Annotated in this window: 16 protein-coding genes; 7 read left to right on the forward strand and 9 right to left on the reverse strand. The window is 63.5% G+C overall.

Going from position 1 to position 16,312, the window contains the following annotated elements; genetic code table 11:
- Positions 1-8 precede the first annotated feature (8 nt).
- Positions 9-878, reverse strand: coding sequence for an ABC transporter substrate-binding protein (locus tag HV823_RS23545; RefSeq protein ID WP_176952117.1), 870 nt, complete (start codon positions 876-878; stop codon positions 9-11).
- Positions 879-977: 99 nt separating this feature from the next.
- The gene (locus tag HV823_RS23550) at positions 978-1,478 is read right to left on the reverse strand and encodes a gamma-glutamylcyclotransferase family protein (RefSeq protein WP_176952118.1); all 501 of its coding nucleotides are present in this window, start codon (positions 1,476-1,478) and stop codon (positions 978-980) included.
- Positions 1,479-1,718: 240 nt separating this feature from the next.
- Between HV823_RS23550 and HV823_RS23555 the strand changes: the two genes are divergently transcribed.
- From HV823_RS23555 to HV823_RS23580, 6 genes are all read left to right on the forward strand, one after another.
- Positions 1,719-1,988, forward strand: a complete 270-nt coding sequence (locus HV823_RS23555; protein WP_176952119.1) for a hypothetical protein — start codon at positions 1,719-1,721, stop codon at positions 1,986-1,988.
- A gap of 183 nt (positions 1,989-2,171) precedes the next feature.
- Positions 2,172-3,287 carry an ABC transporter substrate-binding protein gene (locus HV823_RS23560; protein ID WP_176952120.1) on the forward strand — a complete coding sequence of 372 codons (1,116 nt, stop codon included), beginning with the start codon at positions 2,172-2,174 and terminating at the stop codon, positions 3,285-3,287.
- Positions 3,288-3,378: 91 nt separating this feature from the next.
- Positions 3,379-4,272 (forward strand): branched-chain amino acid ABC transporter permease, encoded by an 894-nt coding sequence (locus HV823_RS23565; protein WP_176952121.1) that lies wholly within the window; start codon positions 3,379-3,381, stop codon positions 4,270-4,272.
- Positions 4,265-5,155, forward strand: a complete 891-nt coding sequence (locus tag HV823_RS23570; protein ID WP_176952122.1) for an ABC transporter permease subunit — start codon at positions 4,265-4,267, stop codon at positions 5,153-5,155. The genes HV823_RS23565 and HV823_RS23570 overlap by 8 nt, the downstream gene beginning before the upstream one ends.
- Complete coding sequence (locus HV823_RS23575) at positions 5,145-5,903, forward strand: ABC transporter ATP-binding protein (protein ID WP_176952123.1); 759 nt, start codon at positions 5,145-5,147, stop codon at positions 5,901-5,903. Before HV823_RS23570 ends, HV823_RS23575 begins: the two co-directional genes overlap by 11 nt.
- Entirely contained in the window at positions 5,900-6,625 is a 726-nt protein-coding gene (locus HV823_RS23580; RefSeq protein WP_176952124.1) for an ATP-binding cassette domain-containing protein, read from the forward strand. Before HV823_RS23575 ends, HV823_RS23580 begins: the two co-directional genes overlap by 4 nt.
- A 132-nt stretch (positions 6,626-6,757) precedes the next feature.
- Here the strand turns inward: HV823_RS23580 and HV823_RS23585 are convergent, their stop codons facing one another.
- The 6 genes from HV823_RS23585 to HV823_RS23610 form a co-directional block, all read right to left on the reverse strand.
- Positions 6,758-7,222, reverse strand: coding sequence for an Lrp/AsnC ligand binding domain-containing protein (locus HV823_RS23585; RefSeq protein WP_176952125.1), 465 nt, complete (start codon positions 7,220-7,222; stop codon positions 6,758-6,760).
- Between the two features lie 607 nt (positions 7,223-7,829).
- Positions 7,830-9,359, reverse strand: coding sequence for an AMP-binding protein (locus HV823_RS23590; RefSeq protein WP_176952126.1), 1,530 nt, complete (start codon positions 9,357-9,359; stop codon positions 7,830-7,832).
- Positions 9,360-9,373: 14 nt separating this feature from the next.
- Positions 9,374-11,146, reverse strand: a complete 1,773-nt coding sequence (locus tag HV823_RS23595; RefSeq protein WP_176952127.1) for an ABC transporter permease subunit — start codon at positions 11,144-11,146, stop codon at positions 9,374-9,376.
- Positions 11,143-12,222 (reverse strand): ABC transporter ATP-binding protein, encoded by a 1,080-nt coding sequence (locus HV823_RS23600; protein ID WP_176952128.1) that lies wholly within the window; start codon positions 12,220-12,222, stop codon positions 11,143-11,145. The genes HV823_RS23595 and HV823_RS23600 overlap by 4 nt, the downstream gene beginning before the upstream one ends.
- A 12-nt stretch (positions 12,223-12,234) precedes the next feature.
- Complete coding sequence (locus HV823_RS23605; RefSeq protein ID WP_176952129.1) at positions 12,235-13,311, reverse strand: polyamine ABC transporter substrate-binding protein; 1,077 nt, start codon at positions 13,309-13,311, stop codon at positions 12,235-12,237.
- Positions 13,312-13,370: 59 nt separating this feature from the next.
- Positions 13,371-14,144: an enoyl-CoA hydratase/isomerase family protein gene (locus tag HV823_RS23610; protein ID WP_176952130.1), complete on the reverse strand. Its 774-nt coding sequence runs from the start codon at positions 14,142-14,144 to the stop codon at positions 13,371-13,373.
- A 150-nt stretch (positions 14,145-14,294) separates the two neighbouring features.
- On the opposite strand from HV823_RS23610, the gene HV823_RS23615 reads away from it, so the two are divergent.
- The gene (locus HV823_RS23615; RefSeq protein ID WP_176952131.1) at positions 14,295-15,119 is read left to right on the forward strand and encodes an IclR family transcriptional regulator; all 825 of its coding nucleotides are present in this window, start codon (positions 14,295-14,297) and stop codon (positions 15,117-15,119) included.
- Between the two features lie 117 nt (positions 15,120-15,236).
- On the opposite strand, the gene HV823_RS23620 is transcribed toward HV823_RS23615, so the two are convergent.
- Positions 15,237-16,304, reverse strand: a complete 1,068-nt coding sequence (locus HV823_RS23620; protein WP_176952132.1) for a 4-oxalomesaconate tautomerase — start codon at positions 16,302-16,304, stop codon at positions 15,237-15,239.
- Positions 16,305-16,312: the final 8 nt, after the last annotated feature.

Below are 16,312 nucleotides of genomic sequence, written 5' to 3' on the forward strand. Positions count from 1 at the left end.
GCTGTATCTCAGTTGCGCTTGCTTGCCGGCAGGTTGATGGTGATCTCGGCCAGTGCGCCGCCACCAACACCCCACTTATCCATGATCTGCTTGTAGCTGCCGTCGGCAAGCATCTCGTCCGTTGCCTTCTTCACGGCATCGCGCAGCGCCGCCTGATCCTTTGCGAAGCCCCATGAGGTGATGTAGGGGGTCAGGATGTAGTTGCCGCCGACGATGGCGTACTTGCCGGGGAACTGGGTGCCCATGTAGGCGAGCGCCGGGAAATCACCGAGATAGGCATCGACGCGCTTCAGGTCGAGCTGCATGCGGGCATCGGGGGCGGATGGCAGCTGCTCGGCGCGGATCGCCTCCTTGCCGGCTGCGACGCACTTGGCCGAGGCAGCTTCCACCTTCTCCATGATCACGCGGCTGCCGAGAAGTGTGGCGACCGACTTGCCGCAGAAGTCGGCGATGGTCTTGTAGTTCGCGTCGTCCTCGGCACGCACCATCATGCTACCGCCGGACTGCATGTAGTTGACGAAATCGAGCTTCTGTTCGCGCTCCTCGGTATCGCTGATGCCGCCCGAGGCCATGTCGAAGCGCTTGGCCTCGATGCCGGGGATCAGGGCTGCGTATTCGGCCTGGACGTAGGTGAGTTCGAGCTTCAGGCGCTTGGCGATCTCGCGCAGGAGATCGGCGCTGGCGCCGGAAACCTCCTGGCTGCCCGGCTCGCGGAACTCGATCGGCGGGAACGTCTGCTGAGAGCCGACCGTCAGGGTCCCCCGATCCCTGATTTCGGACGGGACGAGCGAGGCCGCATCCTGGGCGAGCGCCGTGCCCGCCACAAACATCACGAGCGCCGAAACGGCAATGCCCTTGGCTGTACTTCCTGCTTTCATGTCTGATTCCCCTTTTCATTGACATTACGGTTGAGTGGCGGGGGAAGGCGACAGGATTCCGCCGCCTTCCACATTCGATCAGCGGGCGATCGCTCGCGGTCAGCGTGTGTCGGCGCCGCGTCCCGGGATGTTCGACGGATTGGGGCGGTCGGCGCGCGGGCAAGGCGCTGCAGCCTCGAAGACCGCGTTGACCTGGTCGATGTATTCCTGCGGGAAACCCCACTGCTTCAGACCGGCCGGAATATGCTCCCAGTAGAAGTTCGGCGGACGCATCGCGATACCAGGGGTGATCAGGCGGTAGGTCCAGCAGTCGTAGCTCTTGCCATCGTCGCCGTAGACCGTGACGCAGCAACGCTCGAAGTCGTCATAGTCTTCCTCGAAGTGCTTCGGATCGTGCTCGAATACGACGCCGAACGCCTTGTTGCCATAGGCTTCCGCGGTGTTGAGGAAGTGGCACCAGCCGCGATCGGTACGATCGCCGGCAGCATGGAAGCGTAGCGCGTGATTGGCGGCATAACCTTTGGTCACGGCCTTTGCCTGCGGCATGAACCGGGCGATTTCGATGTCGTGGAGCCAGGTGCAATAGGCGAAATAGTACATACGTAACCTCTTTCCGTGCGGGGCATTTTCGCCCCGACTCTCTGCTGAAGGATTTTATCGAAGGATCGGAACCGACTTGCGACGATCTCAAGCGGCCTCCCAATCGTTCGTATATTTGTTCGTATATTTTATCGTATATCTTGTCAAGCGGAGATGATTACGATTTGAAGAAGCAGGTCGGAAACGCCGGTTGGCGGGGCTCCCGCGTAGGCGCCCAAAGAATGGAATCGGAGGCGTTCGGTGCAGTTCAACGTTCACCACACGCATGCCTTTCCCGGCTGCCGGGTCAGTATCGATGGCGACCAAAGCGATGCGGGAGGAGACGCGACGGTCGAGTTCAGCGACGGCACCGTCACGACCGGCTCCCACGTCGCCGACGGGCCGGGCATCATCTTGTCGATCAGCCCCTATAGGACGGCGCGGGGCACGACGATCCCGGAAAAACGCTGGCAACTCAGGCGGTCCGGTGATGGCTGGAAGGTGAGCGCCCGCCTGCCTGCGCCGAACTGAGCCGCGTGAATCACCGCTTCCGACACCCGATGTAATATCAGCGGCATTCTCGGAGAAAGCACGAGGGAAGCGCCACCCGAGTATGCAGCCTCCGGGCAAGCATCAGATTATTCGTGTATTTCTACGATCGCAGGCAGCCTAGATTTCACCCGTCCCCGCAACGGAACGGAGAGAGGGTGAACAATGAAGACAACAGCACTTGCAGCGGCGTTCGCAGCACTGTTTGGCGGCCTCGTCGGTGTCACGCCGGCGATCGCCGAAGACATCACCATCGGCGCGGTCATTCCGCTGTCGGGCGCCAGCGCCACGACCGGCAAGGACCAGAGCCGCGGCATCGAGCTGGCCGTCAAGCAGGTTAACGCCAACGGTGGCGTGCTCGGCAAGCAGTTGAAGGTGATCGTCGAGGATTCCGGCGGCAAGCCGCAGACGGCAATCGACGCCGCCAAGAAACTCGTATCGGTCGACAAGGTGCCGATCGTCATCGGCGAGTACTCCTCGGGCAACACGATCCCGCTCGGACAGTACTTGGTCCAGGAAGGCATGCCGCATATCAATCCGGCCTCAACCAGCGGCTTGGTTCGCGACATCGGCGCCACCTCCTACAGCGTCGTCGGCCTCGACAACGTCTCGACCGAGTTCGCCGCTCAGGACGTTCTCGACCACGGCTGGAAGAAGGTTGCCGTGCTGGCAATGAACAACGCCTTCGGCCAGGGCGTCGCCGAGGAATTCAAGAAGCACTTCACCGCCAAGGGCGGCGAGGTCGCAACCACCGTCATGTACACGATCGGCCAGTCCACCTATCGCCGCGAACTGCAGCAGGTCGAGGCCGCCGAACCGGACGCTTACGTCTTCACCGCCTACGGTACCGAGGGCGCGCTGATCATGCAGGAAGCCTTCGAGCTCGGCATGCAGGAAGGCAAGCCCTGGTACTCCATCCTCATCACCATGATGAACAAGGATACGCCGGCCGAATTCAAGAAGGGCCTGATCGGTATGGACGTAGGCTACATCGGCGAAGGCGGTGACACCTACAAGACCGAGTACGAGACCGCCTATGGCGAGACCTTCCTCTCGGCCTATGGCGGCTACGCCCATGACGCCGTCCTCTTTTCCGCCGCCGCCCTGAACAAGGCCGGCAGCACCGACAAGGCGGCCGTCCTCAAGGCGATCGAAGACCTCGGCAAGGAGGGCGTGAAGGGCGCCACCGGCGACATCACGCTCGATGCCGACGGCCAGCGCACGCACCAGCCCTACCTGAAGTTCAAGGTCGAGGGCGAGAAGCTCGTAGCCTACGAGTGATCCGACCAGAGGGGCTGCCGGCAACGGCAGCCCTTTTCGCACGGTGTCTTGCGCACCACTGAAGCCCGCCGACCAACAGACGGACTTGTTAATGTTCCAATTCATCTTCGACGCCCTGATCAGGTCCGTCGACCTGGCGCTGATTGCCGTTGCGCTGAGCGCCGTCTACTCCCTGATCAAGTTTCCGAATGTCGCGCTCGTGCAGTACGCAGTTGTCGGCGCCTTCGTCGCCATGTCGCTGCACACCGCCGGCCTCCCGCTCCTTCTCGCCGGCCTGCTCTCCGCGTTCTTCGTCGGCCTGCTCGCCGTGGTCTTCAACATCCTCGTCTTCGAGCGGCTGTTGAAGGTCGATTCGGCGATAGCGCTCATCGGCTCGCTGGCGCTCAGCATGATCCTGTCGGCCGTGTTCCTCTTGACCTACGGGCCGACCGCCTACCGCTTCAAGCTGGAGGTCACGCCGGCCATGCGCGTCCTCGGCGCCCGGATTACCGATCACCAGATCACGACGCTCATCGTCACCGCGATCTCGCTTGGCCTGTTCGCGCTGATTCTGTTCAGGACGAGCCTCGGCCGGGAAATGCGGGCAACCGCTACGAACGGCGTGCTTGCGGCCGCAACGGGCATCGATACCCGGCGCGTGACCAACGTCGTCGTCTTTCTCTCCGGCATGCTGGCAGCGCTGGGCGGCATCACGCTCGCCATGCGCGGCAGCGTCAGCATCGACCTCGGCACCAACATGCTGCTGCCCGTCTTTGCCGCCGCCATCCTTGGCGGGCTCGGCAATGCGCTCGGCGCCGTCGTGGGCGCGATCGTGATTGCCGCCGCCGAAACCGTCGTCACCAACACCAACGTCGGACCGCTGGTCGGGGAAGACCTGTACTTCCTGCCGGCGAGCTACGCTCCGGTCGCCTCCTTCGCGATCCTGGTGATCTTCCTGCTCTTCCGCCCGCGGGGCCTTTTCGTCAGCGAGGTGAGCCGTGTTTGACTTTTTCATCCACGTGGCCTCCATCGCCTGCCTCTACGGCGTGCTGGCCCTCAGCCTCAATCTGCAGGCCGGCTTTACCGGTCTCGTCAATTTCGGCCTGATCGCGCTGTTCGGCTGCGGCACCTATGGTGCGGCGCTGGCAAGCGGCATGGGCTGGCATCCGCTGCTCGGCCTGCCCGCCGGCATCGCCATGGCAGCTCTGCTCGGCCTCTTCTACGCCCGGCTCGGCCGCAAGCTTTCCAGCGACTACTGGGGCATCGCCACGCTCTCGATTGCCGAGATCATCCGCATCTCGATCACCAACGAGCAGGCGCTGACCGGCGGCGCACAGGGCATTTCCGGCCTGCCGCTGCTGTTTGCCGGACTGAAGCCCTACGACGGCATGGCGCGGCTTGCGCTCTACGTCGTCGTGCTGGCGCTTGTCTGGCTCTTCTGCCAGCGCCTCGTGAAGAGCGCCTTCGGCCTGTCGATGAAGCTTATGCGCGAGGAACCGCAGCTAGCCCGCTCGCTCGGCTACGATCTCGACCGGATCCGCCGTGTGGTGATGCTCGTCAGTTCGGCCATCGCCGCCTTCGCCGGCTTCCTCTATGCGCACTACCTGACATTCGTCGGGCCGGACCAACTCGTCTCGCCCGAGACCTTCCTGATCTGGTCGATGGTCATCATCGGCGGCGTCGCCAACAACCGGGGCGTCATCGCCGGCGCCTTCCTCATGCAGTTCGCCATGGCCTACGTACCCTTCATCAAGGACGCGCTGGAACTGCCGACCGACTTCGTCGCCGCCGCCCGGCTCATCATCGTCGGCGGCGGGCTGCTCGCCTTCCTTCTGTGGCGGCCGAAGGGACTCTTCCCCGAGAAAGTAGGAGGCAGCAATGGCCGGTAACCTTCTGGAACTCAAGGATGTCTCCAAGGCTTTCGGTGCCCACAAGGTGCTCGACCGCATCAGCTTCGGCCTCAGTGCCGGCGAGATCGTCGGGCTGCTCGGGCCCAACGGCTCGGGCAAGAGCACGGCCCTCAACGTCATTTCCGGCTTCCTGCCGTCAGATGGCGGCGAGATCCGGCTGGAGGGCGACAACATCACCAACGTCTCGGCGCAGCGCATCACCGGCCACGGTCTTGTGCGCACGTTCCAGCTACCCTCGATGCCGCACCGCATGACCGTGCGCGAGGTGCTCCAGGCGGGCGCGAGCGGCAACGCAAGCCTCGCCTCGATGCTTAAGCCGTTCCGCTTCGACGACGAACTGGACGAGCTTCTGGAGTCGTTCCGGCTGACGCATGTCGCGGACCTGCCGGCAAGCGCGCTTTCCGGCGGTCAGAAGAAGCTTCTGTCGGTGGCAACAGCCTTGCGCAGCAAGCCGAAGCTGTTGTGCCTCGATGAACCGACCGCCGGCGTCCATCCCAACCTCCGCGCCGACATGGTGACGATCCTCAAGCGCTACCGCGACAAGGGCGTCGCCATCCTCGTCGTCGAACACGACATGCTGTTCATCCGCGAGCTCTGCTCGCGCTGCGTCGTGCTGGACCGCGGCGAGATCATCGCCGACTGCGCTCCGCGCGAACTGGAAGACAACGCGCGCGTCGTCGAGGCATACCTCGGCAAGGCCGTCGAGAAAGGAAAGGTGGCCCTGTGATAGAAGCAAAGGACATCAGGGCCGGATACGGCGACGGTGCCGACATCCTCACCGGGATCTCGCTTTCGGCCGACCGCCGTGAAATCGTCACCATCCTGGGCCCCAACGGCTGCGGCAAGTCGACCCTGTTGAAGACGATTGCGGGCTACGTGCGCCCGCGCGCCGGCAGCATCACCTTCGGCGGCACCGACGTGACCGCCGTGCCCATCCACGAGAAGGTGCGCCACCACAAGGTCGGCTACGTGCCGCAGACCGACAACGTCTTCGGAACGCTGACGGTGGCCGAGAACATCCTGCTCGGCGCACGCCAGCTTGCAAAGACGGAGAAGGAAAAGCGCTTCGCCGCGCTGATGGATCAATACCCTGCGCTGGCCGGCAAGAAGACCCGCAAGGCGTCCGCCCTCTCCGGCGGCGAGCGACAGATCCTCTCGCTCGCCCGCGCGCTGATCGCCGGCCCCGAGATCCTGCTCCTCGACGAGCCCTCTGCGGGCCTCTCGCCCCTGATGATGCACGAAGTCTTCGATGCGATCGGCGCGATCCGCGACAGCGAAGGGATGTGCATCCTCATGGTGGAGCAGAATGCCTTCGAGGCACTCGGCATCGCCGACCGCGCCTATGTACTCTCGCTCGGCCAGGTCGCGATGACGGCGAAGGCATCGGATCTGCTGGAAGATCCGGCAATGCGCAAGCTCTACCTCGGCGGAGAAGTCCACGCCGAGTGAGGCGGACCGGGTGTTGCGCACGCGCCGGATGCGCCGTCAGGCCTGTGACGGAAAAGGTCGCAGGCCTGACGGCGCATCTCAAGGTCCGGCTGTCGGTTGCACGTCGCAACGGCATCGCACCCGGCGTCGGCGTCAGAGCAGGATCGGCAGCGGGCTGTCGTTCTTGATCTCTTCCATGACGGCATAGGTGCGCGTCTCGCACACGCCCGGCCAGGCGAGAACCACCTCGCCGAGGAAGCGGCGATAGGCCACCATGTTCGTCAGGCGCGTCTTGACGAGATAGTCGAACCCGCCCGCCACCATGTGGCACTCGATGACTTCGGGCGCCTTGCGCACGGCCTGGGCGAACTTCTCGAAGACGTCCGGCGTCGTCTTGTCGAGCAGGACTTCGATGAAGACGAGGAGATCCAGGCCCATCAGGATCGGATCGAGCCGCGCGGCGAAGCCGGTGATGAACCCCTGGCGTTGCAGTCGCTTGAAGCGATCGCTCATCGATGTGGCGGGTATGCCGACTCGCTGGGCAAGGTCTGAATTGGAGATGCGTCCATCCGTCTGCAGGATGGTGAGTATCCGCCGATCGATCTTGTCCAAGGCCAAAGGGTGAAGCTCTCAAAAACCTGACATATATCGTCTCGTATATTAACTGTTCGATCCATTCAAGACCGGAGGTTGGCATTTTCATCCGCGATCGACGAAGCGACGGTCCTGCTGTCGCATCCACGGAAATGATGCGCCCGGTTCGCAGCTCCGACGACGATTGCAACCGCCGTCCGTAGCCCCTCCCAGCCTGTGGTCTGGTATCCGTATCCGGCCCCGCATGGCTTCGGTCCGTTTCCGGCATCGGGGCAACACGGAATTCGATCTGACGACATGTCGGCCGCCACCATCATCATCACGAAGGCATGGGCACCGTGGGCGCCATGGCGGGAAGAAGGACCTCCCACTGCAGTCTCAGGGCGATGGAACATCCTCAAGCCCTCGATGCGCCTGCAGCTCAAGAACGGCACATGAGACCAAATACCTGCGATAGCTGTGCAAGCATGTTTCCGACAGGCGCCCGGTCGTGTTCGACACGCAGTCGGGCACGTATCCTTTGCCTTAGGCGGATCCCGGCTGGCCGCCGACGAAATCGCCCTGACGATCGCCGAGCTCAGCGGCGCCGGCCGACCGTTCGGTTACAAGCTGGCCAAGCGCCGGTAGCAACTCACATGGCCAGCCGGTCCCAGCAATTGCTCAGCCCGGACGGCAGCTTGTGCTTCATGATCCGCTGGCTGGGCGTGCGCTCGAACTCGTCGACCACCGCGATGTAGCGCGGGTTCTGGTAGGCTGCCAGCCGTTCGCCGAGCCAGATGGAAAGCTCCGCGGGCACGATCGCGCTGCCGAGCTTCGGCTTGACGAAGAGCTTGATGTCCTGCTCGCCGATCTCGGCTGCGACGCCGATCATGGCGCAGTCTTCCACCGCCGGATAGGAGGCCACGACGTGCTCCACCTCCCAGGCGGACACGTTCTCGCCCTTGCAGCGGACGCTGTCCGTCAGCCGGCCGTGGAACCAGAGATTGCCGTCCGCATCGAAGGAGCCGGAATCGCCGGTGTGCAGCGCGCCGTTGCGGAGCGCCTTTTCCGTGGCTTCCGGATTGCGCAGATAGCCCTTGAACAAGGCACCCTCCAGTTGCGTGCGGACGACGATCTCGCCCTTCTCGCCGACCGGCACCGGCTTGCCGTTCTCGTCGAGGATCTCGACGGTGAACCACGGCATCGCCCGGCCGACGGCGCCGACGACGCCGTTGGCGTTGCAGGTCGTGATGCTCGATGCCTCGGTCATGCCGTAGCATTCGCGCATCTCGACACCGAAGCGTTCGCTGAACAGCGGCCATACTTCCTTTGGGCAACCGCCGCCCCAGGCGATGCGCACCGGATGCTTCTTGTCCAGCTCGCTCTCCGGCTGCTTCAGGAGGATCTGCGGGATGCCGCCGAGATAGTGGATATGTGTCGCGCCGTAGGTGCGGACCTGGTCCCAGAAGCGACTGGCCGAGAAGCGGTCGACCATGGCGAGCTGGATATCGTCGATGATCGGCAGGACGATGAGCTGCGCACCGCCGATGTGATAGAGCGGCTCCCAGACGAAGAACACGTCGCCGGCCTTCGCCAGAGAGAGCGTGCGCACCGCCTCGCCCGCAAGCCGGATCATGCCGTGGGTGACGAGCACGCCCTTCGGCCGCCCGGTCGTCCCCGAAGTGTACATGATCGAAAACAGGTCGCTGGCGGCTGGCGCGGGCTCATCGAAGCTCGCGTCCATGCCAAGGATCGCCTCGAGGGCACCGGAAGTCCTTTCATCCCCCGCGACGATGATCGCACCCGGATCGACCGCCGCGCCGCATTCCCGGACGGTCTGCATCAGGTCGGCGTCGCAGACGACGGCACCAGGCTCGCAGTGCTCCAGGATGTAGCGCAGCCCCTCGCCGCGAAGCTGGGCGTTGACCGGGACCCAGACGACTCCGGCCTTGGCGAGACCGAAGAGGACAGCGAGCGAAAAGCGCGAGTTGCGCATCATCACGGCGACGCGATCGCCGGATTTCAAGCCGCGCCGGCGCAGTTCGGCGGCAAAATTGCCGGACATCGTATCCAGCAGGCCGAAGGTGATCGGCTCGCCATTGAACCGCGCGAACACCTGGTCGGGCACGCGGGCAGCCTTGGTCTTGAAGCTTCCGATGAAGCCTTCGATCGATACAGTCATGGGAGATACTCTATCTATGCTTGGGAGGAGCGGCGGAGTCGTTCCGCCGCAAGGAGAAGTGTCGTCACGACGATGAAGACGACGACGGAGACCGCGGCCAGCGTCGGATTGAGCTGGAGGATCATGTCGTCCCACATCTGCTTGGGCAGGGTCGTCTTGACACCACCGCTGACGAAGATCGCGACCGTCAGTTCATCGAAGGAGGTGATGAACGCGAACAGGAAGGCGGCAGTCAGGCCGCTCTTGATGAGCGGGACCGTGACGAACCGCAATGCCTGGAACCTGTTCGCACCGAGCGTGGCTGCCGCCTGATCGAGGCGCCAGTCGTAGCTCTTCAGCACGGCGGCGATGGCGACGAAGGCAAACGGCAGCGCCAGGACGGTATGGCCGATGACCAGGCCGAGGTCGGTCGCCACAAGCCCCATCTGCGCAAACAGGTAGAACAGTCCGACGGCGATGACGATGCGCGGCACGATCATCGGGGCCAGGAAAAGTGCGAAGATGAGGCCGCGCCAGCGCGAATTGGACCGGGCGAGCGCCAGGGCGGCAAATCCGCCGATCGCCGTCGCAACAATGGCGGTCGCAAAAGCCACGCCGAACGAGCGGATCGTGGCGGATATCCAAAGATCCGACGTGAAGTAGGTGCGGAACCAGTCAAGGCCATAGCCCGGCGGCGGGAATTCGAGGAACTGCGAGCTGGTGAAGCCGATCGGCAATACAACGAGCGTCGGCAGCATCAGGAAGGCGAACATGAGTGCGCAGTAGAACCCGAGCATGCGCGCCGATATCCGCTGCCCCAAAACCCGGCTGGCACCGGCGCTGACGGCGCTGCAGGCAACTGAGAGTGCGTCCAGAATGGCAAGTCCAAGCCCACGCAGCACGCCCTTGCGCCCGGACTTTCCATCCGAAGGCTCTCCGGAAAGGCTGGAAAGCCCGAAGACACGGTCATACAGCCAGCAGGTGACGAGAGCAGTTGTCAGCATCAAGGCCGCCAGCGCGCCGGCGAATGCCCAGTTCAGGATCTCCTGGACCTGCACGATGATCAGCTGCGCCAGCATGGTCTGCTGGCGGCCGCCAAGCAGCGCCGGCACGATGAAGAACCCGAGCGAGGAGATGAAGGTCAGCAAGCCTGCCGCCGCCGCCCCGGGCAGCGACAGCGGGAAATAGACGAGCCAGAAGCCCTTGGCAGGCGTAGCGCCCAGCGTGCCCGAGGCCTGCGTCAGCCTGCGGTCGATGCCCGTCATCACCGGCAGCATGGTCAGCACGGCGAGCGGCGTCATGGCGTGCACCATGCCGACCATCACCCCGAACTCGTTGTGCAGCAACTCGAGCGGCTCGCTCAGAAGGCCCGTGCCCATGCCGATCTGGTTGATGACGCCCGTACGCCCGAGAACGATCACCCAGGCAAAGCTCTTGACGAGATAGCTGGTCCAGAACGGGACCATGACCAGCAGGATCATCGTGCCGCGCCTGTGCTCCGGCAGCCGTGCCAGCCAGTAGGCCAGCGGATAGCCGAAGAGGAGCGAGAAAAGCGTCGTCAGCGCGGCGATGCGGAAGGTAATCAGCAGGACGCGGAAATAGACGTCGGTCTCGAAGATGCGCGCGTAGTGCGCCATCGTCATCGCGCCGGTATCGGCGTCCTCAAGGCTGAGGCCCATCAGGCGGGCGACCGGCACGAGAAAAAAGACGGCAAGGAAGGCAAGGCCCGGCACAGCGAGCCAGAGTGGGCCGAAGCGGAAGCGTCGGGGCGCCGGCGAAACGGCGTGCGAAACAGCGGTCGTGCTCATGGCGTCACCAGTACAGCTGCTTCGGGCTTCCAGCTCAGCGTGACGTTCTCACCGAGCTTCGGCATGGGCTTGCCCGGCAGGACACGGACTGTCACGCGCTCGCCCGCCGCGACCTCGACCAGGAGCCGGGTTTCCGACCCGGCGTAGACGATCTCGGCCACATTTCCGCGGATTTCGTTTTCGCCGTCAGAGCCCAGCTCGATATGCTCCGGCCGTACGACGAGCGCCATTTCTGCGTCATTTGCAAGGTTGTCGCCGTCGATCCGCAGGCGCCCGCTGGGGGTGGCAAGATGGGCTGCGCCGTTGGCACCGCACTCGACGCGACCACGGAAAATATTGGAGATGCCGATGAAGTCCGCGGCAAACGCGGTGCGCGGGCGCGCATAAATCTCGTGCGGGGGCCCGATCTGCTCGACGCGGGCGTGGTTCATCAGGCAGATGCGATCCGACAGCGCCAGCGCCTCTTCCTGATCGTGCGTGACGTAGATGATCGTCGCGCCGGTCTTGCGATGGAGGTCCTTGATCTCGAACTGCATGTGCTCCCGCAGTTTCTTGTCGAGTGCGCCGAGCGGCTCGTCCATCAGGATAATGGCAGGCTTGTAGACGAAACAGCGGGCCAAGGCGACGCGCTGCTGTTGGCCGCCTGAAAGCTCGCGCGGGAAGCGGCCGGCGAGATGACCCAGTTGCACCATTTCCAGCGCGTTGGCCACCTGCTTCTGGATATCGGCGGAGCTCAGGCCCCGCATCTTCAGCGGAAATCCGATGTTCTCCGCCACTGTCAGATGCGGGAACAGGGCGTAGTGCTGGAAGACGAGACCGATGTCGCGCTTGTGCACCGGCGTCTGCGTCTCGTCCTTTCCGTCGATGAACAGCCGCCCCTGCGTTGGGGCGACCAGTCCGCTGACCATCTGCAGCAAGGTTGTCTTGCCGGAGCCGGAAGGCCCGAGAAGCGTCAGGAACTCGCCCGCTTCGACCGCAAGATGCGTGGGCTTGAGCGCAACGGCAGTGCCGTAGCTTTTTGCCAGTCCATCGACGAGGAGCTTTGGCTGATTGGCTTGATCGGGCTTCGCGAGCATGAGTTTTCTCCCTTATCCCAGGATCCAGGCGTTGAACCGTTCGGTCATTTCCGAACGATGGGCGCTCCACCAGTCTTCACGGGCAATCGTCATGAGCTTCAGGTTCGCTTCGGACGTCGGAAGCGCAGTCGCCCTTTCCGCCGGAATGTTCTCGTATGCCTTCAGGTTCGTCGGGCCGTAGGCGAGAAACTCGGTGAAGAGTGCCTGCTGCTTCGGATCGGCGCAGAACTTCACGAACTGGCGGGCAATCTCCGCGCGCGGGGAGCCCTTGGGAATGCCCCAGCCTTCGATGGAGTAAAGGCCCTGGTTCCAGACGATCTTGACCGGCGCGCCGCCGTCGATGACGGCCTGGGCGCGGGCGTTCCACAATGCGATCAGATCCACCTCGCCGCTCTGGATGAGCTGGCTCGACTGTGCGCCACCCGTCCACCAGACGTCGACATGTGGCTTGATCTTTTCCAGGCTCGCATAGGCGCGCTCGATGTCGAGCGGATAGAGCTGGTCGAGGGTCACGCCATCGGCAAGCAGGGCCTGCTCCAGCGTATCGATCGGGTTCTTGCGCAGCGCACGGCGGCCGGGGAATTTCTCGACGTTCCAGAAGTCCGCCCAGGACGTCGGCGCCTTGGCGGCATCGAACTTGTCGGTGCGATAGGCCATGATCGTCGAATAAACGTCGATGCCGAGCCAGACCGGCGTCAGGGAATCCGGCATCAGGCCGGGTGCGTCCGCTGCGGTGAGATTGATCGGCTCCAGAAGGTCGCGCTTTTCGAGAATGTCGCGCGCCGAAAGCGTCAGCGTGCAGACATCCCAGCTGTAGGACTGGGTCTCGACCATCGCGCGGAACTGTGCAGTCGGCTCGGCGTCGCGGGCGACGTTGATGACCTTGATGCCGGTCGCCTTTTCGAAGGGATCGTAAAAGGCCTTGCGGTAGCCGGGGCTGTAGGGTCCGCCCGGATCTGCGACGATGAGCTGCTCGTTGGCCCATGCCGTTCTCGTCAGGATGGTAGGGGCGGCCAGCGCCACGCCGAGGCCGCCTCCGATTTTCAGCAGGTTGCGGCGATCAATCAGCATTCGCTTGTCGTTGGTCATTCTTTTACCCTCTGGTTTATGGATTGTTGCGCCGCCTCCCGGGACGGCTTGCCGACCTGTCAGCTTGCCTTTCTGGCGGCGCGCTGAGCGAGGAAGAGCTCCATCATCCGCGCCGGTTCACCGGAAGCATACGCCTCCCGCTGGATGCGGACACCTGCTTCGAGGCAGTCGCGGAATCCGGCTTCGGTCATTTCCTTGAAGCGCTGCTTGTCCAGGCGCATGGCGACCGGAGGCTTTGCCGCGAGTTCGCGCGCAAGCGCCAGCGATTCTTCCATGACTTTTTCCTGTGGCACGATGCGGTTGATGATACCGATGGAATGGCACTCGTCCGATTCCATCAGACGGCCGCTCAGCGTCAGGTCGATGGTGCGAGCCAGGCCGATGATCTCGCGCATGATCCACGGACCGGTGGTGCTGGCGATACCCGAATTGATCTCGGGCTGGCCCATGCGGACGCCCGGATGGCCAATGCGGAAGTCGCAGAGCAGTGCAACCTGGAACGCCGAGCCGGCTGCCACGCCGTTCAGTGCGGCGATCAGCGGCTTCGACAGGGAACGCATCGCGTCATACAGGCGCTCCCACTCGCCGACCCACTCCTTGCCGCGCTCGGCGTCGAAAGTCTTAGTCTCGTTCAGGTCCTGGCCGGCGCTGAAAGCACGGTCGCCGGCGCCGGTGAGGATGATCGCCCGGATCTCCTCGTCCTTCTCGAAGGCCTGGAACGCCTCGACCAACTGCTTGCGCATGGGGCTGTGCCAGGCATTCAGGATTTGAGGGCGGTTCAGTGTGATGACGCCGACCTCGCCGTGCCGTTCAGTCAGGATGAAGCGATCCATGTTTCTCTCTCCGTTTCGATGCATTAACTATTGCAATGCGATAATTAATATGGAATAGTGTGTTCATATATATTTTTTATGTCAAGCGCTTTTCCGATATGCCGATATTCTGTTATCGGTATGTGCAAAGCGGCAGGGATCGTGGGGCAAATGGCGCGCAAGTCAGTCAAGGTGACGGCGGATGGCAACGAGGCAGCGGGAGAGGATCGCGATCCGCTTCTGGTGCAGTCGGTCGAGAAGGCATTCAGGGTGCTGAGGGCCTTCGACGGCACGCGTCCCAATCTCAGCCTGTCACAGATTGCCGACGAAGCCGGGCTCGACATGAGCGCTGCCCAGCGGTTCACCCACACGCTCACGAAGCTCGGCTATCTCGACAAGGATGCCGATACCAGGCGGTTCGAACTGACTGTAAAATCTTTGGATTTCGGCTATCACTACACGCGCGCCAGCAGTCTGGTGGAGCGCGGCATGCCCTACCTCCTGCATCTCAGCAAGGAGACAGAGGAGACGGTCAACCTCACCGTTCTCGACGGCACGGATATCGTGTTCGTCTCGCGTTTCATGAGCCGCCATGTACTGAACAACGACGTCATCACCGGCACGCGGCTGCCCGCCTATTGTACCGCCCCGGGCATCGCCATTCTCTCTTTCCTGCCCGAGGAGGATGCTTACGGGGTCCTCGAAAGGTCCCATCTTCACCCCTATACACCCCACACCACCTGGGAGATGGACGCACTGCGGGAGAAGCTGAAGAAATCTGCCGGACGGGGCTACGCGACCGCTTTCGAGGAATATTTCCACGGGGACCTGTCGGTCGCCGCACCAGTGCTTGACGCCAACGGAAAACCCTACGGCGCGATCAACATCGCGGTATCACGCAGTCGCTACACGCCGGAGGAGACCGAACAGCGTTTTTCGGCGCTGGTGACTGCCGCTGCACGATCCATCTCAATGGCCGGCGGCGCCCGAAGGTAGCAGAACAGCGCCTGGGCTCGTTTCCGGCTTCGGCAATCTCGTGGTGATAGACCGCACTTCGCGGAGCGCGGTCGTTATCTTGGCGTCACACCGAACACCGTCGGCCATTCCGGGAACCTACTCCGCAAACACTCGACCGTCGAAGAGCTTGCGCGTCGTCCTGAGGAAGGAGCACTCTTTGAGACCACCCGGCGCGTCCTCGTCGAGCAGCAGGAGAATCTCCAGGTTGCCAGTCGGATGCTCGACGGCAACGGTCTTGGCGACGCCATCGGGAAGCACGGCCATGGCTGCGGCGGGACTATCCGGGAACATGCAGGCCGTTGCCACGCTGAGCGCACCGAAGACGCCGATGGACGCGTGAACGCGGTGGGGAATGAAGCTGCGAGTCATGATGGCCCCGCCCCCCGTCGGCGGGGCGACGAGCGTCATCTTGGGCACGGACTTCTTCGCGACATCGCCGAGGTTCATCAGGGGACCGGCGGCGAGCCGGATGCGTTCGATGCGCGCCTTGGCGGCCTCGTTCGCCTCCAGTTCCTCGCGGCTTTCATAACCCGTCAGGCCGAAATCCGTGGCGCGCATCACAACGACGGGCATGCCATTGTCGATCAGCGTACAGGTAACACCGTCAATTTCCGTCGCCGCCGAGCCAGTCGGGAGCAGCGCGCCGCAGCTCGAGCCGGCAGCATCCGTGAAAGCGAGGTAGACGGGTGCCGACGATCCGGGTACGCCGTCGATGCGCGCTTCGCCGGCATAGACGGGGCGGCCGCCTTTCGTGGGGATGCGCGCCACGGCGGATTGAGCCGTGTTCTCCATGTAGATGCGGATGGCGGTTTCGCCCTCGCCGGCCTCCACCAGCCCACGCTCGACGGCAAATGCGCCGACGCCGGCAAGAATGTTGCCGCAATTCTGGCCGTCGCTGACGAGCGCCTGGTCGACGAAGACCTGGAGGAACAGATAGTCGACATCGAAGCCCGGCCGAACCGAGGCCCGCACCACGGCCACCTTGCTGGTCAAGGGGTCCGCGCCGCCGATACCATCGATCTGGCGCGGATCGGGCGAGCCCATGATGCGCAGCAGGAGCCGGTCGCGTTCCGCCGGGTCCGAAGGCAGGTCGTCGGCAAGGAAATAGGCTCCCTTCGACGTGCCACCTCTCATCATCATGCAAGGGATGCCATCCGGCGTCATGTCCGTCA

Source organism: Mycoplana rhizolycopersici, from assembly GCF_013378445.1.
Lineage (GTDB): Bacteria > Pseudomonadota > Alphaproteobacteria > Rhizobiales > Rhizobiaceae > Mycoplana > Mycoplana rhizolycopersici.